The organism is Prevotella sp. oral taxon 299 str. F0039, from assembly GCF_000163055.2.
Classification (GTDB): domain Bacteria; phylum Bacteroidota; class Bacteroidia; order Bacteroidales; family Bacteroidaceae; genus Prevotella.
In genome coordinates this window covers 306,536-328,507 of sequence record NC_022124.1, presented here as the reverse complement: position 1 = coordinate 328,507, position 21,972 = coordinate 306,536, and the positions used below count along the sequence as shown (strand labels likewise).

General features: G+C 38.0%; 20 protein-coding genes and 1 pseudogene. 16 read left to right on the top strand and 5 right to left on the bottom strand.

All coding sequences use genetic code 11. From position 1 onward, the window contains the following. Nucleotides 1–57 precede the first annotated feature (57 nt). From HMPREF0669_RS01295 to HMPREF0669_RS01225, 14 genes and pseudogenes are all read left to right on the top strand, one after another. Nucleotides 58–1,218: a HAMP domain-containing sensor histidine kinase gene (locus HMPREF0669_RS01295; protein WP_009228942.1), complete on the top strand. Its 1,161-nt coding sequence runs from the start codon at nucleotides 58–60 to the stop codon at nucleotides 1,216–1,218. Nucleotides 1,219–1,521: 303 nt separating this feature from the next. Then, nucleotides 1,522–2,361, top strand: a complete 840-nt coding sequence (locus tag HMPREF0669_RS01290; RefSeq protein ID WP_020967914.1) for a MotA/TolQ/ExbB proton channel family protein — start codon at nucleotides 1,522–1,524, stop codon at nucleotides 2,359–2,361. Next, entirely contained in the window at nucleotides 2,348–2,851 is a 504-nt protein-coding gene (locus HMPREF0669_RS01285; protein ID WP_009228940.1) for a hypothetical protein, read from the top strand. The genes HMPREF0669_RS01290 and HMPREF0669_RS01285 overlap by 14 nt, the downstream gene beginning before the upstream one ends. Next, nucleotides 2,852–3,382: a biopolymer transporter ExbD gene (locus HMPREF0669_RS01280; RefSeq protein ID WP_009228939.1), complete on the top strand. Its 531-nt coding sequence runs from the start codon at nucleotides 2,852–2,854 to the stop codon at nucleotides 3,380–3,382. Continuing rightward, the gene (locus HMPREF0669_RS01275; RefSeq protein ID WP_009228938.1) at nucleotides 3,379–3,846 is read left to right on the top strand and encodes a biopolymer transporter ExbD; all 468 of its coding nucleotides are present in this window, start codon (nucleotides 3,379–3,381) and stop codon (nucleotides 3,844–3,846) included. The genes HMPREF0669_RS01280 and HMPREF0669_RS01275 overlap by 4 nt, the downstream gene beginning before the upstream one ends. Before the next feature lie 293 nt (nucleotides 3,847–4,139). After that, nucleotides 4,140–4,636, top strand: a pseudogene (locus HMPREF0669_RS01265) (Lrp/AsnC family transcriptional regulator). 318 nt (nucleotides 4,637–4,954) lie between these two features. After that, nucleotides 4,955–6,292 (top strand): NADP-specific glutamate dehydrogenase, encoded by a 1,338-nt coding sequence (gene gdhA, locus HMPREF0669_RS01260; RefSeq protein ID WP_009228936.1) that lies wholly within the window; start codon nucleotides 4,955–4,957, stop codon nucleotides 6,290–6,292. A gap of 56 nt (nucleotides 6,293–6,348) precedes the next feature. Then, the gene (locus HMPREF0669_RS01255; RefSeq protein ID WP_009228935.1) at nucleotides 6,349–6,960 is read left to right on the top strand and encodes a septal ring lytic transglycosylase RlpA family protein; all 612 of its coding nucleotides are present in this window, start codon (nucleotides 6,349–6,351) and stop codon (nucleotides 6,958–6,960) included. Between the two features lie 22 nt (nucleotides 6,961–6,982). Continuing rightward, on the top strand, nucleotides 6,983–7,915 hold the full coding sequence (locus tag HMPREF0669_RS01250; RefSeq protein ID WP_009228934.1) for an endonuclease/exonuclease/phosphatase family protein: 933 nt from the start codon (nucleotides 6,983–6,985) through the stop codon (nucleotides 7,913–7,915). A gap of 263 nt (nucleotides 7,916–8,178) precedes the next feature. Then, a complete protein-coding gene (gene dxs / locus HMPREF0669_RS01245; RefSeq protein WP_009228933.1) occupies nucleotides 8,179–10,077 on the top strand; it encodes a 1-deoxy-D-xylulose-5-phosphate synthase in 1,899 nt (632 codons plus the stop codon). A 1-nt stretch (nucleotide 10,078) separates the two neighbouring features. After that, the gene (gene trkA / locus HMPREF0669_RS01240; protein WP_009228932.1) at nucleotides 10,079–11,419 is read left to right on the top strand and encodes a Trk system potassium transporter TrkA; all 1,341 of its coding nucleotides are present in this window, start codon (nucleotides 10,079–10,081) and stop codon (nucleotides 11,417–11,419) included. 7 nt (nucleotides 11,420–11,426) lie between these two features. After that, entirely contained in the window at nucleotides 11,427–12,884 is a 1,458-nt protein-coding gene (locus tag HMPREF0669_RS01235) for a TrkH family potassium uptake protein (protein ID WP_009228931.1), read from the top strand. Nucleotides 12,885–13,041: 157 nt separating this feature from the next. After that, nucleotides 13,042–15,111, top strand: a complete 2,070-nt coding sequence (locus HMPREF0669_RS01230; RefSeq protein ID WP_009228930.1) for a TonB-dependent siderophore receptor — start codon at nucleotides 13,042–13,044, stop codon at nucleotides 15,109–15,111. Beyond that, a complete protein-coding gene (locus HMPREF0669_RS01225) occupies nucleotides 15,108–15,767 on the top strand; it encodes a YiiX/YebB-like N1pC/P60 family cysteine hydrolase (RefSeq protein WP_051148186.1) in 660 nt (219 codons plus the stop codon). Before HMPREF0669_RS01230 ends, HMPREF0669_RS01225 begins: the two co-directional genes overlap by 4 nt. A gap of 531 nt (nucleotides 15,768–16,298) precedes the next feature. Here HMPREF0669_RS01225 and der read toward each other — a convergent pair. The 5 genes from der to HMPREF0669_RS01200 form a co-directional block, all read right to left on the bottom strand. After that, nucleotides 16,299–17,612 (bottom strand): ribosome biogenesis GTPase Der, encoded by a 1,314-nt coding sequence (der, locus tag HMPREF0669_RS01220; RefSeq protein WP_009228928.1) that lies wholly within the window; start codon nucleotides 17,610–17,612, stop codon nucleotides 16,299–16,301. Between the two features lie 27 nt (nucleotides 17,613–17,639). Next, nucleotides 17,640–18,521 (bottom strand): GTPase Era, encoded by an 882-nt coding sequence (gene era / locus HMPREF0669_RS01215; protein WP_009228927.1) that lies wholly within the window; start codon nucleotides 18,519–18,521, stop codon nucleotides 17,640–17,642. 106 nt (nucleotides 18,522–18,627) lie between these two features. Next, on the bottom strand, nucleotides 18,628–19,641 hold the full coding sequence (locus HMPREF0669_RS01210; RefSeq protein ID WP_009228926.1) for a beta-ketoacyl-ACP synthase III: 1,014 nt from the start codon (nucleotides 19,639–19,641) through the stop codon (nucleotides 18,628–18,630). After that, nucleotides 19,641–19,826 (bottom strand): 50S ribosomal protein L32, encoded by a 186-nt coding sequence (rpmF, locus tag HMPREF0669_RS01205; protein WP_009228925.1) that lies wholly within the window; start codon nucleotides 19,824–19,826, stop codon nucleotides 19,641–19,643. The genes HMPREF0669_RS01210 and rpmF overlap by 1 nt, the downstream gene beginning before the upstream one ends. Before the next feature lie 18 nt (nucleotides 19,827–19,844). Then, the gene (locus tag HMPREF0669_RS01200; protein ID WP_009228924.1) at nucleotides 19,845–20,369 is read right to left on the bottom strand and encodes a DUF177 domain-containing protein; all 525 of its coding nucleotides are present in this window, start codon (nucleotides 20,367–20,369) and stop codon (nucleotides 19,845–19,847) included. 304 nt (nucleotides 20,370–20,673) lie between these two features. Between HMPREF0669_RS01200 and HMPREF0669_RS01195 the strand changes: the two genes are divergently transcribed. After that, the gene (locus tag HMPREF0669_RS01195; protein ID WP_009228923.1) at nucleotides 20,674–21,636 is read left to right on the top strand and encodes a type I phosphomannose isomerase catalytic subunit; all 963 of its coding nucleotides are present in this window, start codon (nucleotides 20,674–20,676) and stop codon (nucleotides 21,634–21,636) included. A 168-nt stretch (nucleotides 21,637–21,804) separates the two neighbouring features. Continuing rightward, nucleotides 21,805–21,969 (top strand): hypothetical protein, encoded by a 165-nt coding sequence (locus HMPREF0669_RS10185; protein ID WP_009228922.1) that lies wholly within the window; start codon nucleotides 21,805–21,807, stop codon nucleotides 21,967–21,969. Nucleotides 21,970–21,972 lie beyond the last annotated feature (3 nt).

Genomic DNA, 21,972 nt, shown 5'->3' with positions numbered 1-21,972 from the left:
TTGAAAGTTAAGTGATATTTATAATAAAAGCTATTATTTTTGCGTTGATATGATATAATGAAATGGACACGTAGAACTCACTATATAAAAATTATGTTTTTTGTTATAGCAATCGTCATTGCTATAGGCTCATTGTGGGTTTCTCATACCATAACCGAAGCACTTTCGCAAGAAGAACGCAACAAAATGGAAGTGTGGGCAGAGGCCATTCACTCTCTGAATACAGCCGACGAGAACACCGATTTGGCTCTTGTTTTAAAGGTTGTGAATGGCAATAACACCATACCCGTTGTGGTGATAGATGCCAAAGACAGCGTTCAAGCCATCCGAAACATTAACTTCACCATCACCAAGTCGGCAGATGTCAATAGTCAAGCCCTTGCCCTTGCGCACCAATTGAAACGCAAGGGGCGTGCCATTAAGTTGCAGATGAGCGATAAACCCAATGATTTTATAGAAGTGTGTTATGACGATTCTCTCTTAATAAAGCGTCTAACTATTTATCCATACATACAACTTATAGTGGTAGTGCTCTTCATTACACTGGCACTTTTAGCCCTTTTATGGAGCAAAAAGGCAGAACAAAACCGTTTGTGGGTTGGTTTATCGAAAGAAACAGCTCACCAATTGGGTACACCTATATCGAGTTTGATGGCTTGGAACGAAATACTTAAAGAACAATATCCCGACGATCCATTTATAACAGATATGGGCGAAGATGTGAAACGCCTTCAACTCATTGCCGATAGGTTCTCGAAAATAGGCTCACAACCAACCTTCGAGCCATGCAATATGAACGATATTGTGTTGAAAGTGGCAACTTATATTGGTAAACGAGCATCGAGTGGCATTGCAATCGAAACAAAGTTGAGTGCCAAACCTGCAGTGGCACGCATCAATATGCTGTTGATTGAATGGGTGATAGAAAATCTTTGTAAGAACGCTATCGATGCCATTGGTAGTAAAGGAACCATCACTATCGAGGTGATGAACATGAAACACGGTGTTGTGGTAGATGTTTCTGACACGGGAAAAGGCATTCGCAAGGCAGATATTGCCAATGTTTTTCGACCTGGTTTCACCACAAAAAAGCGTGGATGGGGTCTTGGTTTGTCGCTTGCAAAGCGCATAATAGAGCAATATCACAAAGGACACATCTTTGTAAAACACTCAGAACAAGGTGTAGGAACAACCTTTAGAATAGAGCTTTTTAGCTAAAACGTAAGGTATTGATAACGAAATAGGTAGGCAATGTGTATCTACTTGTATTGCAAAAGATATGTTTTTACTCTATCATCTCAATGCTTTTATCATACAAAGTCAATGCTTTTAAGGTGAAAAAGCTATCGAATTGTTTCGCAAGAAATATCCCAAAACAAGATGAAAGAATTTTTCTTATATTTTGATGTTTAAAATAAAAGCTCTAATTTTGCGTTTAATATTTGCATTGAAGTATAACACTTAAGTAAAAATAAGTACCCAACCAACACAAAAAGGCTGTTGCTTTTTTACATAAACAAGATGAAGAAATATTTATTACAACTATTTATTATGGTGCAATTGCTGGTGATATGCTCACTAAGTGCAATGGCACAAAAAGGCGATTCTGCAGTAAATGCAGTCCAACAACCTACTTCTACAACACAAACAGTAGACACGACTTTAGTGAAAGGACTCGAAGAGGTGGAAGAAGACGAAGCAATTAACCAACCTCAAACAGGTTTTCACAACGCACTTAAAACAAAGTTCATTGAGGGTAACGCTGGTTTTATGTCGTTGGTAGCATTAGCTTTAGTCTTAGGACTTGCCTTTTGCATTGAAAGAATCATTTTCCTCACTTTGTCAGAAATCAATGCAAAGAAGTTTATGGAAGAGCTTTCGCAGAACATTACCTCAAAGAATTTAGATAAAGCACTACAACAATGTGATGCAACAAGAGGTCCTGTGGCTGCCATTTGCAAAGAAGGCGTTATGCGAATAGATCAACCTATCGAAGAAATAGAACGCTCTATCGTTTCTTATGGATCTGTTCAAACAGCCTATTTTGAGCGTGGTTGCTCGTGGATTCGCTTGTTTATAGCCATGGCTCCATCGTTAGGTTTCCTCGGAACTGTTATCGGAATGGTGCTTGCTTTTGATCAAATACAAACCGCAGGCGACATAAGTCCAACCATTGTAGCATCTGGAATGAAGGTAGCTCTTATCACAACCATCTTTGGAATCATTGTGGCTTTGATTCTACAGCTATTTTATAACTACATCATCTCAAAGATAGACCATCTCACTTCGCAGATGGAAGAGTCGGTAATGACCCTCCTCGATGCAATAATGCAATATAAAACAAAGCATGAAAAAGAATAAATTGAAGATAAAAGACAACAAGCAATTAGCCAATATCAGCCTAAGAGTACTTTGTTTACTCACTTTGGTGATATTTTCGCTATTCTTTTTAGTTGGATACGATATGCCATCGCTAACTAAAGAGGGAATGGTTGAGCCTCTACTTACCAACACTGTCCTTGTCTTTACTTATATCGTTCTTTTCTTATCCATTGCCATTGCAGCATGGGCACTCGTTAAAGAAATCTTATTGGGAGCACAAATGCCCAGCATTCAGAATGGAATTAAGGTGAAATTCATTCGTAATGCCACATTCATAAGCATCCCTACTCTACTTATTCTATTCTTCTTACTAGGTTCTTCATCACCTTTGAAGGTGAATGGAATATTCTTTAACAACACGTTTTGGTTGAAAACAAGCGACATGTTTATTTCAGTTTCTATTTTGTTGCTATTCATTGGCATTGCTTGTGCAACGTGGGGAACAATTAAAAGCTATAGAAGAGCATAAATGTTATTTAAAAGAAAGAAACAAGAAGTACCCGAACTGAACACTGTTTCAACAGCAGATATCTCGTTTATGCTGTTGATATTCTTTCTTGTAACTACCTCTATGAACCTCGACAAAGGCTTAAAAGGCAGAATTCCACCTAAAGATAAGAAAGAGAAACAAGAGCAAACAGAGGTGAACAAAAACTCGTTTATGTCGATAGAGCTATTGCCCAACAACCAAATTACACTTGAAGGCAAACCCATTGTTGTTGATTCTATATCATCAGTTGCATCTCGTTTTATCTTGAAACACGCTAAAAAACATGTTATATACATTCAGTCGCATCCCGAGAGCAACTATAATAGCTACTTTAAACTGCAAAATGCACTTGCTTTGGCTTATCAAAAAGCTCGTAACGAATTGTGTTTAAAGCGTTATAATTGCGAGTATGAATTGGCAGATGCAGGCGAACGTGAAGCAATTGCGCACGATTTGCCTCAACGAATTGTTGAAAATGCATATGAAAACAGTAAAGGAGGTGAGCAATGAGTATGTTTAAAAAGAAACAACACGATGTTCCTCAATTGAACACAGCATCGCTTCCCGACCTCATTTTCTCTGTGTTATTCTTCTTTATGATTGTAACGCACATGCGAACCGACAACTCTAAGGTGCGCTATTCGCTACCCAAAGGAATGTCGTTGGCAAACTTACATGAGAAGAAAGCACTATGCTCTATTTCTATTGGTAAACTTTTTACTCCCAATGTACCCCCTCAAGAACAACCAACAATTATCGAAGTGAATGGAAAGCCTGTTGCGAAAGAACAACTTTCTGAAGCAATAAACGAGGTAAGAAAACAGCTAAAACAAGGTAACAAAAATCTTTTCACAGTATTAATAAAGGCAGATGAGCACACGCCAATGCACGAAATTATGTTCATTAAAAAAGCTCTTCAAGAGGCAAAGGTCGACAATGTGTTTTATGTAGGGCAATCAAAGCATCGCCAATAAAAATCAATTACAAAAGTAATTCAATTGGATCAACCTGTTTATATTGATTTAAACAGAAAAAACAAAACATTGCAATAGATATATCAACAGCATCAAGATATCATTAAAAGTATTCTTATATACCACAAAATCACCTTGGATAATAAATAAAAGAATACCCCCCACATTTGATTTCTTTGATAAATATTTTCTGAAAAAAGAAGAAAAAGGTGTGCAATTATAACAAGAAAGCATTAAAAAGTTGTTTATTTCTTTCTTTTGTGTTATCTTTGCATCAACAAAAATAAACAAATATGGGACATCATAGTTTAGATAATTTAGATAAAAAATTCTTCAAATGGTGGCAGAAGATGCACGCATTCCATTCCTTGAGGTTGCTCGTGAATGCAATGTAAGTGGTGCAGCCATACATCAACGCATACAAAAGCTCATGAATTTGGGCGTGATAACAGGTTCACAATTCATTATTAACCCTGAAAAAATTGGTTATGAAACCTGCGCTTTCATAGGTCTTAACTTGAAAGATCCAAGCGATTTCCGAGTTGTTGTTGAAGGATTGAAAAAGATTCCAGAAGTGGTTGAATGCCACTTTACATCTGGTGAGTTCGATATGTTTATTAAAATATATGCATTTAACAATAAACATATGATGGATATTATTCACAATAAGATTCAACCTCTTAATCTTAGAGGAACTCATTCGCTTATTTCTTATCACGCAGAAATAAACCGACAACTTCCAAAAGAAGATATTCAAATTCCTCAGAACAAGAAAAATACAATAGAATAAGAAACGATAAAATGCTGTAGTAAAACAAACCACTACAGCATTTTATATTTTTATACAAAAGAAGTATTGATATCACAATACAATAATAATAAGTTTACCATACAAAATCATTATTTTCAAAATAGAAAAGCAATGATTTTATGAAAGAAGTCATTCTTTTAAGTCCCCAAAATAAATCTATCTAGACCAATAAAAAACACTATTACAAGACTAAGAAAAATGCAAAAAATAAAACAAATAAAATGACATTTTATTTTGGCAGTTATATAAATAACTCTTATCTTTGTAATAATTGTTAACCTTAAACATTTTAAGCCTATGAATGTAGATGAAATATTAAGTCGTTTGGAACAAAAGTATCCTGGCGAAAAAGAGTATCTACAAGCAGTAAAAGAAGTACTTGTATCTATCGAAGAAGTGTATAACGCTCATCCAGAGTTCGAAAAAGCGAAACTTATAGAACGACTAGTTGAGCCTGAAAGAATGATAACTTTCAGAGTTCCATGGGTAGACGACAAAGGAGAAGTTCATGTAAACACTGGTTATAGAGTGCAATTTAATAGTGCAATAGGTCCTTATAAAGGCGGACTTCGCTTCCACGCATCTGTAACACCATCTATTTTGAAATTCTTAGGATTTGAACAAACCTTTAAAAACGCATTAACAACCCTACCAATGGGAGGCGGCAAAGGTGGTTCAGACTTCTCTCCTCGAGGAAAAAGCGATGCCGAAATAATGCGTTTCTGCCATGCTTTCATGTCGGAGCTATACCATTATATCGGAGTTGATGAAGATGTTCCAGCTGGTGATATCGGTGTAGGAACACGTGAAATAGGCTACCTCTTTGGTATGTATAAAAAGCTAAAACACCAATGGGGAGGTGTTTTAACAGGTAAAGGTATTGAATGGGGCGGTTCAAAGATACGTCCTGAAGCTACAGGTTATGGTGCATTATACTTCGTAAATGAGATGTTGCAAACCAAAGGAATTGATATTGCAGGTAAAATAATAACAACAAGTGGTTTTGGCAATGTTACATGGGGCGTTATAAAAAAAGCAACAGAACTGGGAGCAAAGGTCGTTACAATTAGTGGTCCTGATGGTTTTATTTACGATCCCAACGGAATTTCTGGCGAAAAGATAGACTACCTATTAGAATTACGTGCTTCGGGCAATGATATTTGCAGTCCTTATGCCGACGAATTTGAAGGAGCACAATTCTTTAAAGGCGAAAAGCCATGGCGTATTCCTTGCGACATTGCATTGACATGCGCCACCCAAAACGAACTTAACGAAGACGATGCAAAACTCCTTTTACAACACAATCCATTATGTGTAGCAGAAGTTTCAAATATGGGTTGCACTGCCGAAGCTGTTGATCTCTTCTTAAAAGCAAACCAATTGTTTGCCCCAGGTAAGGCAGTTAACGCTGGAGGTGTGGCAACATCTGGCTTAGAAATAACCCAAAACAACCTTCGTTTGCCTTGGAGTGAAAAAGAAGTGGATGAAAAACTACATTACATCATGCACTCTATTCACGAACAATGCGTTAAATATGGAACAGAACCAAGTGGCTATATCAACTATGTTAAGGGCGCAAACGTTGCTGGTTTTATGAAAGTTGCTAACGCCATGATGGCGCAAGGTATAGTGTAGAACGAATAAGAAATATAGTGCAAATAAACTATAGATATGTAATTATAACATGCATCATGATGCTTTGCCACCTGTGTTACGCACAACAACAGCGTGGCAAAGCAACTTTTTACTCAAAAAGGGCTACAGGTGCTCGCACTGCCAGTGGTGAATTGCTTCATCACGATAGTCTTACTTGCGCTCATCGGACATATCCTTTTGGGTCGAAACTTCGTGTAACCAATCCTGAAAATGGTAAAGATGTAATTGTAAGAGTTACAGATAGAGGACCATTTGCACGTGGACGCATAATAGATCTATCATGGAGTGCTGCTAATATTTTGGGTATCTTATCAAAAGGTGTGGCAAGCGTAATTGTTGAACCTATAGAAATTAGTAATATTCCATATCGCCCTACAGATAAAATCATTCTCCCTGAAATTAACTTTGATGTTAGTGATGCAGGATATAGCTTCATTCAACAATGGAAAAAAGAAACACCTAATAAGATAGAAGCCGCATCAAAACAAACAACAAAAGAGAAAACACCCCCTGAAAAGACAAAAACAATAAATAAAGAAGGACACAATCCACCCCCACAACTTGAGAAAGGAAAGGAAGATGGAAATAAACCTAAGTCTAACAAGTGGAGTAATGTGTTTGATAAACTCAAAATTTGGGAAAACTAATTAAAAACAAAAACATAAAACAATGAGAAAAATTACAAAAAGAATAGCTCTAAGCCTACTTTTATTATCCACAGGGGTAATCACTTACGCACAATCGTTATTTGTGGGTAGTTATAATATAAGATATAAAAACAATAATGATGCTAAAGCGGGATTCGTTTGGCAAAAAAGATGTCAGGTTATTTGTGATCAATTGAAATTTGAAAATCCTGATATATTCGGTGCTCAAGAGGTCTTAGTTGAACAATTGCATGATATGTTACAACAACTTCCCACCTATAATTATATAGGAGTTGGTAGAGATGACGGCAAGGAAGCTGGCGAATATGCAGCAATCTTCTATAATAAAAACGAGATAGAAAAACTAAAAGACGGTCATTTTTGGCTCGCAGAAAATCCCAATCAGCCACAATTGGGTTGGGATGCTGCTTGTGTTCGCATTTGCACATGGGGAAAATTCAAACAAAAAACAACAGGTTTTACTTTCTATTTCTTTAATCTTCACACCGATCACGTTGGCGTTATTGCACGTCGTGAAGCTGCAAAACTTGTTATTAGGAAGATAAAAGAAATAGCAGGACAAAATGCTCCCGTTATTCTTACTGGAGACTTTAATGTTGATCAAAAAGATGAAACATACGATTTATTTGTAAACTCAGGATTATTGAACGACTCATACACCATCGCAAAAAATCGTTTTGCAGAAAATGGCACATTCAATGATTTTGACTCTGATACCAAAACTGATAGTAGAATCGATCATATTTTCTTGACTAAACCTTTTGAAGTTCAACGATATGGAGTGCTCACCAATAGCTATTGGACGGAAGATAAGACATCGGAAGCACGAAAAGGAAAAGATGCTCCACAACAAATCAATCTAAAACATTTTACAAGAAGAAATCCTTCAGACCATTATCCTGTTTTCGCAAAGATTAAATGGACGAAGAAATAAAAACAAGAGGCGTTTCAATCAGTAAGATATAAAAGTATTGAAACGCCTCAATAAATATATATCTTATTGAAGATATCCACCTAAAAACACTCCTTTTATTTTGCTTTCAACTAAAATTAAACTACCTTTGCAGGCGCTAGTATTGGCTCATTAAGAACGATGTAATACCTCATTGAAATGAAATAACAAAGCAGGTGCATTTCTTAAGTTTATGAGTATAAAACAATTAGCAAGTTTTTAGATGGCGTTTATACAACATTGTGATGATTGAGAACGAAAATTTAAGATTATTAGACAAGATAACATTTCCTAAAGATTTGAGACAATTAAGCATAGAACAATTGCCTCAAGTATGCAAGGAACTGCGACAAACTATAATAAATGAGCTATCTGTTAATCCTGGACATCTCGCTTCGTCATTAGGAACAGTAGAACTTACGGTGGCATTGCATTACGTTTTTGCTACACCTACTGACAGATTGGTGTGGGATGTGGGTCATCAAGCCTATGGACATAAGATACTTACAGGCAGAAAAGAAGTTTTTTCGACCAATCGTAAGTTAAACGGAGTTCGCCCATTTCCATCTCCTTCAGAAAGCGAATACGACACTTTTGCATGCGGACATGCATCAAATTCTATCTCAGCAGCATTAGGAATGGCTGTTGCGGCTAAGCGTTTGAATAAAAAGGATCAACATACCGTGGCTATTATTGGCGATGGTTCGATGAGTGGTGGGTTAGCTTTTGAAGGCTTAAACAACGTATCTTCTACCCCAAATGACATGTTAATTATCTTAAATGATAACAACATGAGTATAGATAGAAGCGTTGGTGGAATGGAAAAGTATTTATTACAACTTGATACTAATGAGACTTATAATAAAATAAGGTTCAAAGCTTCGCAATGGTTACATTCAAAAGGCTACCTAACAGATAAGCGTAGACAAATGATTATACGACTAAATAATGCCATAAAATCAGCATTAAGCAGTCAACAGAATGTCTTCGAAGGTATGAATATACGCTATTTTGGTCCCTTTGAAGGACACGATGTAATTGAACTTGTTCACATGTTACGCCGTTTAAAAGACATGAAAGGTCCCAAGATGCTACACCTTCACACCATAAAAGGAAAGGGATACGCTCCTGCAGAAGAGCAAGCTACGGTGTGGCATGCGCCTGGAAAGTTCGATCCTGCAACGGGAACACGAATAGTTAGCGATGAAACCAATACACCACCACGTTATCAAGATGTCTTTGGAGAAACTCTTTTAGAACTTGCTAAGATGAATGATAAGATCGTAGGAGTGACTCCTGCCATGCCAACAGGTTGTTCAATGAATATCATGATGGATGAAATGCCCGATCGAACATTTGATGTTGGAATTGCAGAAGGACACGCTGTGACGTTCTCTGCGGGTATGGCTAAAGATGGTTTGATACCTTTTTGTAACATATATAGCGCCTTTGCGCAACGTGCTTACGATAATATTATCCACGATACTGCCCTACTAAACCTTCCAGTTATATTTTGTTTCGACCGTGCAGGCTTAGTAGGTGAAGACGGACCAACACATCATGGAATGTTTGATCTTGCAGCTTTATTGCCTGTACCCAATCTTATTATATCGTCTCCAATGGACGAATATGAGCTAAGAAGACTAATGTACACAGCCCAATTGCCTAATCATGGTCCATTTGTGATACGCTATCCTCGTGGAAAAGGAACTATTGTCGATTGGCGTTGCCCTCTAGAAGCTGTAGAAATAGGTAAAGGACGTTGTTTAACTGAGGGAGAAGACGTTGCCGTTATCACCTTAGGTCCTTTAGGAAACGACGTTCAACAGATTATAAAGGAATTGAGTTCTGAAGGCAATAACATTAGTGTTGCCCATTACGACCTTCGATTTTTAAAACCACTGGATGAACAATTACTTCACGAAGTGGGTAAAAAGTTCAAGCGAATAATCACTATTGAAGATGCAATAAGAAATGGTGGAATGGGCTGTAGTATTACCTGCTGGATGAAAGACCATAATTACCATCCTACAATTATAAGGATGGGAGCACCTGATAGGTTCATTGAACATGGAACAGTTGATGAGTTACGCAAGATTGCAGGATATGATAAAGCTGCAATAAAACAAGAAATTTTAAGTTAAAATGAAGATTATTATTGTTGGAGCTTATGCCATTGGAACTCATTTGGCAGAGTTATTATCTCGTAATAACGAGGACATCGTATTAATAGACAATAACGAAGATAACCTTGTTCGCTTAGATAGAGATTTCGACTTACTTACTATTTGTGCAGAACCAACAAGCATAAAAACATTAAAAGAGGCAGGCGCTGAACATGCTGACCTACTTATAGCAGTCACTCCACAAGAAACTGTCAATATAAATATATGCGTATTGGCAAAGAACTTGGGGACAAAACGAACCGTTGCAAAGATAGATAGTTTAGAATATCTTAACGAAGGCATGGATAAATTCTTCAAACAAGTGGGCGTCGACTCACTTATTTATCCTGAAATGCTTGCTGCAAAGGACATTATATCAGGCTTAAAGATGAGTTGGGTGCGTCAACGTTGGGACATTCACAATGGTGCTTTGGTGATGCTTAGTATCAAATTGCGAGAAGGTTGCACCATATTGAATCAACCTCTCAAAAGCATTAGCGAGCACAAAGAGCCTTATCACATTGTAGCCATACGTCGTGGAGACGAAACAATCGTTCCTGGTGGAGACGATGAACTAAAACTTTACGACCTTGTTTACTTCATGACCACCAAAAATTACATTCCTTATATTCGCAAAGTTGTAGGTAAAGAAGACTACGACGATGTGAAAAACGTTATGATTATGGGCGGAGGTAACACCTCAGTGCGTGTTGCTTCGACCCTACCAAGCTATATGTCGGCTAAAATTATCGAGTTAGACGAAGCGAGATGCGAAGAACTTAACGAGCTACTCGATAGCGACACAATGATAATTAATGGCGACGGAAGAGACATTAGCTTGTTAAAAGAAGAAGGAATACGCAACACTCAAGCCTTTGTTGCAGTAACTGCTAATGTCGAAACCAATATTCTTGCTTGCTTAACTGCTAAAAGACTCGGCGTAAGAAAGACCGTTGCGCTGGTGGATAACATTGATTATATCAGTATGGCAGAAAGCCTTGACATCGGAACAATTGTGAATAAGAAGACCATTGCGGCAAGTGAAATCTACCAAATGATGCTCGATCCCAATGCGAACAACATGAGATTCATCATGACTTCGAATGCAGACATCGCAGAATTCAAGGTTCAAGAAGGTTCAAAAATCACCAAAAAGAAAGTCTACGAGCTTGGTTTACCAACAGGATTAACCTTAGGTGGACTTGTAAGAAACGGCGAAGGTATGCTTATTAGCGGTGGAACTCAGATTGAAGCAGGCGACATTGTGATGGTATTCTGTCACGATTTACGAATAACAAAGATAGAAAGATACTTTAATTAAGATTGAGATGATTAATTGGAAGATTATATTTAAGATTCTAGGTTCATTATTATTTATCGAAACAGCCCTACTCCTTAGTAGCGTTGCAGTATCTCTTTTTTACCATGAGTTCGATTCTTTAGCTTTTATTGTATCCTCTCTAATTACTCTTTTCTTTGCTTTCTTCTTTCGTTCGTTAGGTAATGAAGCAGAAAACAGCATGTCTAGACGGGATGCTTACTTAGTTGTTACGCTCTCATGGATTATCTTTAGTATCTTTGGTTCATTGCCTTTCATGATTACAGGAGCCATACCTCATTTCACCGATGCTTTTTTTGAAACGATGTCGGGCTTCACTACCACAGGAGCAACCATCATAGACGATGTTGAATCCTTACCCCATGGCTTACTTTTCTGGCGTTCTATGACCCATTGGATAGGCGGATTAGGAATCGTTTTCTTTACAATTGCACTACTTCCATCTCTTGTTGGAGGCTCTGTTAAAATCTTCTCGGCAGAAGCTACAGGACCTATTCAATCAAAATTACATCCCCGTCTAAGTACAAACTCGAAATGGATCTGGAGCGTCTACCTCATTCTTACAATTGCATGTATAGCTAGTTTCAAACTTTGTGGAATGGGATTATTCGATTGTATCAACTATTCTATGGCTATAACTGCCACTGGTGGCTTTTCAACTCACAACAGTAGTATCCTTTATTTCCATTCTTCTACGATTGAATACCTTTCTATCTTTTTCTGTTTTGCATCAGGAGTCAACTTCACTTTATTATATATGGCAATGGCTAAACGCCGTTTTAAGACATTATTTCACAATGCTGAATTTATCTTTTATTGCTTTTTAGTATTAGCTGCTACTGCTTTTATCATGTTCGAGCTTATCTATCAAAATGGATATGCACTCGAAAAGGCATTCAGAAGTAGTCTTTTCCAAGTCGTTTCCTTCATCACTACCACAGGACTTTTTAGCGATGACGCAGGAAAATGGCCTCACGTAACTTGGGTTATCTTAGCATTGTGTATGTTCTTCGGTGCTTGTTCTGGTAGTACTAGCGGTGGTTTGAAATGTGTTCGTGGTGTATTGATTCTCAAAATTATATCTAATCAGTTCAAACAGATATTACACCCCAATGCCGTTCTACCCCTAAAAATTGATGGAGTAAATATCAATATTCGCAAACGAGTAACCCTACTAGCTTTCCTTGCCATTTATTTAATATTGGCTGTAATTGCTGCTTTCGCGATGATTGCAGCAGGAGTAGATAACACCAACGCTATTACCATTGCATTAAGTAGTATGAGTAACGTTGGACCTACACTGGGAATTGAGATTGGACCTACTATGTCGTGGAGCATATTGCCCGACTTTGCAAAATGGATTTGTTCTGCATTGATGCTCGTAGGACGCTTAGAAATATTTACAGTACTCGTTATTCTAACCCCAGAGTTCTGGAAAAGAACCTAAATTTAAGTACCACAAAGTTGTTTTAAATACTTTTTGTCATCGCTGTTCTTATTCTTTTGTCCTCAATTCTTCATTTACATCCGTTGGCAAATAGAATAAAAACTGCTAACTTTGCAGTGCTTTTGCAATAGTGCAAGGCACAATTATAAAACAAAGTATGAATAAAACAATTTTCAACAAGCGCAATAGCATCTTGTTTAAGCGTTTCTCAAACAAGGGCTATTCTCTTTTTTCTGTGCTTAGAAAAGAAGTTCTTATCGGTACTTTAAGTGTTGCAACACTCACAAACGCTAAAGCTCAAAGCATTAGTGTGAATGAAGCAAAGACCGATTCTACAGTTCTAGGAAAAGAAAAAGAGGTTGATCTCAGTGAAGTTCTTATCACTGCATCACGTGCTCCGCTGACAGTTGCTCAGCAATCGAGAATGGTTAAGGTGCTTGGTAGCGAAGAAATTCGTGCCATTGCAGCACAAAGTGTTAACGACTTATTGAAACATGTTATTGCAATTGATGTGCGACAACGTGGTGCAATAGGTGCTCAAACGGATATAAGTCTACGTGGCGGAACCTTCGAACAAGTGGCAATACTTGTTAATGGCATTAATATTGGCGACCCACAAACAGGACATAATGCTTTTGATATACCCGTTGACATGAGCCAAATAGAACGAATTGAGGTGTTAGAAGGCCCTGCAGGCAGAGTTTACGGAACCTCATCGCTATTAGGAGCCATTAACATTATTACCAAACTAACCAAAAACAACAACGTAAGCGCATTTGCTAAAGCCGGCTCTTACGGTTTCTTTTCAGGCGGAACAGCACTCCATCTTTCTCAATCTCACTTCACCAATGCCCTATCGGCAAGCTACACCCGAAGCGATGGTTATTCGGTTAGCTCGAAAGGTCATCACAATATGGATTTTGAAGGAGGCAAAGCCTTTTATCAAGGTAGATATAACACCGACTTAGTTCAGCTAAACTGGCATGCAGGATTAAGTAGTAAAGGCTGGGGTTCGAATCTTTTTTACGGCGCATCTGACGACCAATACGAACACACCTTTAAAACATTCACCGCTTTGCAGGCTGACACTAAAAAGGGATTTATGAAACTTCATGGTGCAATATATTGGGATAGAAACGAAGATAGATATGAATGGCACCATGGAAACGAAAACCCTGTGCCCTTTAACTATGCTCGTTCGAATGTTTATGGCACCAACATCAATACTTATTTCGATTGGACTGCAGGCAAAACGGCTATCGGTTTAGACTTGAGACAAGAAGATCTTGTGAGCACAACTCTTGGCGAATTGATGGCGAAAGCAAAGCACATATCGGGCACCAATCGTGATTATACCAAAGAGTTTAACAGAACCAACGTTTCTATCTTCCTCGAGCACAACTTAATTATCGATAAGTTCAGTGCATCGTTGGGCATTATCAGCTCGTATAACTCGTGGCTTAAAGGTGGAATGAGAGTTTATCCTGGTATCGACATCGCCTACCAATTGCTCCCCACCCTAAAGGTATACGCCTCTTATAACTCATCACTTCGCTTGCCAACCGCCACCGAATTGTTTTATAAATATAAGGGATTTGAGCCTAACAAACATCTAAAGCCCGAAGAATTATCGGCTTTTGAATTGGGTGTGAAGCACCAAACACCCGTATTAACGACATCGGCAAAGGTGTATTTCAATCATCTTCGCAACCAAATAGACTGGATTGGCTCTACAGATGCAATGGGTAAGTTTGTTTGGAAGAGCGTTAACTTTGGTAAAATCAATAGCATTGGAACCGAATTAGCTCTCGATTTGAGTTTGCAACAGCTATTACCCACACAAAAAGTGATGAAGAAATTCTCACTCGCTTACGCTCATATTCATCAAAATTCGCATAAAGATGCAGAATTGCAAAGTCGCTATGTGCTCGAATATCTGCGCAATAAGCTCTCTGCAAGCTTATCTCTATCACCTTTAAAGGACGTGAGCACCACCATTATGTATCGTTATCTCGACCGCACTGGTAGCGTTATCATCTCGCCAACTCAAACCGAAAAATACCATCCTTATGGCGTTTTCGATTGTCGTGTGTCGCTTGACAAACCTCGATACAGCTGCTTTGTTGAAGCAAACAACCTATTCAACAAGAAGTATTACGACTATGGTAGAATTCCACAACCTGGCTTTTGGATTATGGCAGGAGCCTCTTTTAACATAAACTTATGATGAAGTATCTATTAGTGGCTCTACTCTCATGTTTCGTGTGCATAGCATGCAACAAGCAAGAGGGGGAAAGGATGAGCGATGTTACTACAACATCTGAGTTAAAAGAGGGCGACCTTTTATTTTGCGTGCAACAAAATAAAAATGCCATTAGCGATGTAACACAGGGCTTTAATGGTGAGAAGATCACTCATGTGGCTATTTTTCACAACGATTCTACGGGTAGTTTTGCACTCGAAGCCTCTTTTATGGGAGTGAAATTAACCCCTCTTGATAAGTTCAAAAAGTGGCTAAAGCTAAATAAAGTACCTTACGTTTTGGTGGGACGACTAAAAAATCGGGACAATATTGAGGCGTCGGTACAAAACGCAATGAAGTATATCGGAAAGCGTTATGATTTTAAATTCAATTCGACCGACGATGAGATTTATTGCAGTGAGCTTGTTCAACTATGTTATAAGGACAAAGCTAACAACCTTATTTTTAAGCCTATCCCCATGAGTTTCCATGATAGCACGGGCGTTGTGACCGACTATTGGAAGAAATATTATGCTCGTTGGAAGATGGAAGTGCCCGAAGGAGCACCAGGAAGTAATCCAGGTAATTTGTCGATGAGCAACCAACTCAACATCGTTTATCGTTGGTTATACGACAATTAATCTTTCGTTTATCTCTCATTGGGTGTTAAAATAATCTTCATTTTACCCCTTAGAGGAGTAACAACACAAGGTTTGGCGCAGATAATGCCACTGCACCAAACCTTTTTTCTTTCTCTTTTTACAAGTCTTTCTCGCTTTTCCCCATCAAAGTTCATCACCATCACGCTCTAAAAGCTATGACTTTGCCGTGCAAAAGGAATGCTTTTAGCGTGCTATTGCAATGTTATTGAGCAGTAAAAGCGATGCTTCTTATTCTCTTCTTCTGCCCTTCTTCTAATTTTTTACATATCAACATCTTACAATAAAAGGGTTATTCTTTCACAAAGAAACAGCAATAAAAAATGGACTCCATTTTATTGAAGTCCATTTTATATCTTTTCAAAGTTGATTCACATAAGAACTGAGAATCAATCTCTTTTCAAATCAAATTGTTCATCATTCGTTCTTATACGCTTTCCGCTCTACACTTCAACCCAAAGACTGCGGTTATGGGGCGTGTTTGGCGTGAAATGATGCCGAAAGGAACGGCGATTATTTTTGACGAATGAATATGTTGATGGGCGAACCCGTCATTGTCCAATTATCTCTTATCTTGTTTTCCAAGAATCGTTTGTATGGTTCTTTGATGTATTGAGGCAAGTTTGCATAGAAAACAAACGATGGAATTTGAGTGTTTGGCAATTGGGTGCAATACTTAATCTTGATGTATTTTCCCTTAACCGATGGTGGTGGGAATGCCTCTATCAATGGAAGCATTACCTCATTCAACTTCGATGTACCCACATGAGCTTTTCTGTTGAGATAAACTTGTTTAGCTGTTTCGAGCACTTTGAATATTCGTTGCTTGGTGAGTGCAGATGCAAAGATAATTGGGAAGTCGGTAAATGGAGCCATTCTCTTGCGAATTGCGGTCTCGAAGGTGGTGATCACCTTTTGATCTTTATCGGGAACAAGGTCCCATTTATTCACCACTACCACCAAAGACTTATTGTTTCGTTGAATTAACTGGAAGATATTCATGTCTTGAGTCTCAATACCTCTTGTTGCATCGATCATCAAAATACAAACATCTGAGTTTTCTATGGCTCTGATACTGCGCATAACGGAGTAGAATTCGAGGTCTTCTGTAACCTTATTCTTACGTCTAATACCTGCAGTATCAACGAGATAGAAGTCGAAACCGAACTTATCAAAGCGTGTGTAGATACTATCTCGGGTTGTACCAGCAATCTCAGTAACGATGTTTCTGTCTTCTCCCATGAAGGCATTGATGATACTACTCTTACCAGCATTAGGTCTTCCTACCACCGCAAAGCGTGGAATTCCGTCTTCAAGACTTTCATCTACTTCTGCTTTAAGGTTGTTAATCACCTCGTCGAGCAAGTCACCTGTACCGCTACCAGTTGATGAACTGATGCAGAAAGGCTCGCCTAAACCAAGTGAATAGAATTCTGCAGCATCGTATTGTTGCTCGTTCTTGTCTACTTTATTTACAACTAAGATGATGGGAACTTTCGACTTACGAAGAATTTGTGCAACATCTTCATCCCAATCGGTAAGTCCTGTTTGCACATCAACAACAAATAACACAAGATTTGCTTCCTCTGTAGCAATAAGAACCTGTCTTCTTATAGCGTCTTCGAATATATCTTCAGAGTTAACAACCCATCCGCCAGTATCTACAATGGAGAACTCTCTACCGTTCCAATCCACCTTTCCATACTGTCTATCACGTGTTGTTCCCGCTGTATCGCTAACAATAGCACTGCGAGTTTTGGTTAATCGGTTGAACAATGTAGACTTTCCTACATTTGGACGTCCAACAATTGCTACTAAATTTGCCATATTATAATGTTTTATTGTGGAGCTTTCTTACTCCGGGTTATAGCCAAAACTATCTAACTCTTTTTGAGAACTGCGCCAGTCTTTATCCACTTTAACGAATATCTCTAAGTATATCTTCTTTCCAAAGAAACGCTCTAATGACTTTCTTGCTTCGCTACTAACTTTCTTTAGCGCAACACCTTGGTGCCCAATGATAATCCCTTTCTGGCTGTTTCGTTCTACATAGATTATAACTCTAATGCGAATGAGTTTAGAATCTTCTTTAAATTCTTCCACACGAACCTCTACTGAATAGGGAATTTCTTTGTCATAAAAAAGCAAAATTTTTTCTCTTATGATTTCACTAACAAAGAAACGGGCTGGTTTATCTGTTAATTGGTCTTTATCAAAGAATGGAGGTGAGTCGGGAAGTAAATCCTTTATTCTGTTTAATAGAATGTCTACGCCAAACTTATTAAGTGCTGAAAGGGGCAAGATCTCTGCCTTTGGAAGTAGAGAATGCCATTTTTCAACCAATGAACCCAAGGTCTTTTGGTCAGACATGTCTATCTTATTGATCAATAGAATGATGGGGATATCAAGATGTTGCACCTTTTCTAAGAATTCGATGTTCTTCTCTGGGTTCTCAATAACATCGGTTACATATAATAAGATGTCTGCATCTGTGAGCGCAGACTCTGAAAATGCCAACATACTTTCTTGCAAACGATAGTTTGGTTTGAGTACTCCTGGGGTATCAGAAAATACGATTTGCATATCTTCTGTATTGACAATGCCCATAATGCGATGACGAGTTGTCTGCGCTTTGAATGTCGCTATCGAGATCTTCTCGCCTACTAAGAGGTTCATTAAGGTACTCTTACCAACATTGGGATTGCCAACAATATTAACAAAACCTGCTTTATGCATTCTACTTTGATTTATATTACAAGAATAAAGAAATTCGTATGAACAAAAAAACGCATACACTTTATTATAAAGGATGCGTTTCTTATTCTATTTATGATTATTAATATCACTTTGAAGCCACAGCATTTCCATCGTAAGCCCACTTAAAGTAAGATGCTCCATGAACGAATCCTGCACCGAATGCGGTGAAGATAATATTGTCACCTTTCTTTAGTTTGCTTTCAAAATCCCATAAAGCTAATGGGATAGTTGCTGCACTTGTATTACCATAGTGCTCAATGTTTACTGCAACTTTGTCAAGAGAAAGCTCTGCACGCTTAGCTACTGCTTCGATAATACGTAGGTTTGCTTCATGAGGAACAACCCAACTGATATCATCTGCAGTGAGATTATTGCGTTTAAGCACTTCCATCACATCATTACTCATGTCTGTTACAGCGCAACGGAACACGGGTCTACCATCTTGGAACAAATAATGTAGATGATGATCTACAGTGAATTTAGATGTAGGACATACACTTCCACCAGCCTTTAGATGAAGGAAAGGAAGGCCTTTTCCATCTGTTCTAAAGTAGAAATCTTGCATACCATAGTCTTCTTCAGATGCTTCTACAAGCACTCCAGCAGCTCCATCACCGAAAAGAACGCATGTTTGGCGATCTGTATAGTCTACTATTGAAGACATTTTATCGGCACCTATCACGATAACTTTTTTGCATCTACCACTTTCAACCATAGTACATGCTTGACTGAGAGCATACATAAAACCACAGCAAGCAGCTTCTAAATCGTATGCAAACGCATTAGTCAAGCCTAGTTTTCCTAATACAATAGATGCAGTTGATGGAAACTTATAGTCAGGAGTTGTTGTTGCAACAATAAGGGCATCGATTTCTTGAGGATCTGTTCCAGTTTTCTTCAAAAGTTGTTTAGCTGCTTTACGAGCTAAATAGCTTGTTCCTAGACCTTCTTCTTTTAGGATTCGGCGTTCTTTTATGCCCACACGAGCCATAATCCACTCATCACTTGTGTCAACCATTCTTGACAACTCCTCATTAGTAAGGATGTAGTCAGGAACGTAACCGCCAACACCTGTAATGACAGCATTAATCTTTCCCATTATTCAGCGGTTTCCTTAACGATAGCAATCTTACCTCTATAGGTTCCACATGATGGACAAACTGTGTGGTAAACATAGTAAGAACCACAAGTTGAGCATACTGCAAGTGTTGGTGCTACTGCACCATCATGAGTTCTTCTTTTACGTGTACGAGTCTTAGACTGTCTTCTTTTAGGATGTGCCATTTTGTTTTAATGTTTAATTTATTTGTTTTTTAATTCGTTCAATTTACTCCAACGAGGGTCAATAGCAACTTCTTCATCCCGTCCACTACTTCGGGTGGTGGAGTGTTCTTGCAACATCTTGATCATAGCAGGATTACATTTACCAGGTGCGTGCACATGCTTGATTGGAATGTTTAGCTGTATAAACTCATAAATAAACCACGAAACATCGAGAAAAGGTTCATCTTCTGCAACGATAACGAGTTCATCTTCTTCAGAGTATTCATGTCCAAAGCGGACTAATAGTTTTGCTTCTGTGTCGATAGGTTGTGACATATCGTCTAAGCATTTATCGCAAGACACCACCACATTACCTTTGATTTTGAAGCCGAGTTCAAAGTAACTAGAAGTGCGATGTATTATAACTTCGGCATCTAGATTGCCTCCTTTCACATCAAGAGTATCGAGAGTTTCAAAGAAACCATCGTTGATTGTGTAGCTACGAACGGTTTTTCCGTCACTTAGAGCTTTGAGATCAATATTAAACTCTTTCAAACTAATCATTTGGTTGCAAAGTTACAAATATTTTCTGATATGAAAATCATTTAGCAAAAAAAATATCATCGTTAGCCCTTCACTGACTATTAAAGTTGCAATTATTTACTATTTTGAGTGCTGTTTTTATGTTTTATGGAATTCTTGCGCCCTTCTATTTATAAATATGTTATATTCGAAGACACAAAACGGCCTTCAATATCTAAATAATTATATTTTCTTTGTTCGTCTCATAAAAATGTAGTACTTTTGATTTCAGTATAAAAATAACGAAATATAACTTCATAAAATAAATTAAAAACACATACATTTTATGCAACCAATAAAATTTAATCCCTTACTTGTTCAAACCTTATGGGGCGGAGAGAAAATTATTCCATTTAAACACCTTAACAGCGACCTCACGCAAGTTGGCGAAAGCTGGGAAATTTCGGGTGTAAAAGGGAACGAAACCGTTGTATCTGAGGGTGAATTCAAGGGTAAAAGATTGAACGAACTTGTTGACGAATTAAAGGGAAAACTTGTAGGAGAAGCTAACTATAAACGTTTTGGTAACGACTTCCCTCTACTCATTAAGTTCATCGATGCACGTCAAGAACTATCTATTCAAGTACACCCAACAGACGAACTTGCGCAAAAACGTGGTAAACTTCGTGGTAAAACAGAAATGTGGTACATTATGGATAGCGACGAAAATGCTAAGCTTCGTGCAGGAATGAAAGAGAAAATCACTCCTGAACAATACAAGCAAATGGTTGAAGACGACACCATTACCGAAGCGATTGCAGAATATAAGGTAAAAGAAGGCGATTGTTTCTTCTTACCTGCAGGTCGTATTCACAGTATTGGAACTGGCTGTTTCTTGGCAGAAATCCAACAAACTTCAGATGTAACATACCGCATTTACGACTTTAAACGTAAGGATAAAGACGGCAACTATCGTGAGTTACACACCGAAGAAGCTGCAGAATGTATCGATTACAACGTAGAACCAAACTACAGAACCGAGTATACTCCAGTGAAAAATGAAGGTGTTGCACTTGTAGAATGTCCTTATTTCACAACTGCCGTATATGACCTTAACGAGCCAATGACTTTAGATTATTCTGAGCTCGACAGCTTTGTTATCTTCATTGGTTTGAAAGGTAGTGGGGAAATAACCGACAACGAGGGAAACACAACCACTCTTTGCGAGGGCGAAACCATTCTTTTCCCAGCAACAACAAGCGAAGTTAAGGTAACAGGAAATATCAAGTTCCTCGAAACATACGTATAATCGTAACATACGTTTCTCTTAATACAAAGCCACGATTAGTTCTTTTAAGAGTGGCTTTGTATCTTACTTTTCAAGCGAATAAGGATAACATTATAATATAATTAGGTACAATTATAATTTTTGAACGTTTACAAACTATTTCACATACATTTTATCAATCAATAAAATATGAAAAGAAAAAACTCAAATTACATTCAACCACTTTCTGAAGTGTATCAATTACTTAACGAGATGGATTTACTTGCAGCTTCAGACGGCAAAAACAAACCCAAGAATCCCACACTGTCTATAGATGATAGCGATGTGATTAGAGACTCCGGAAAGATTTTTTAAACA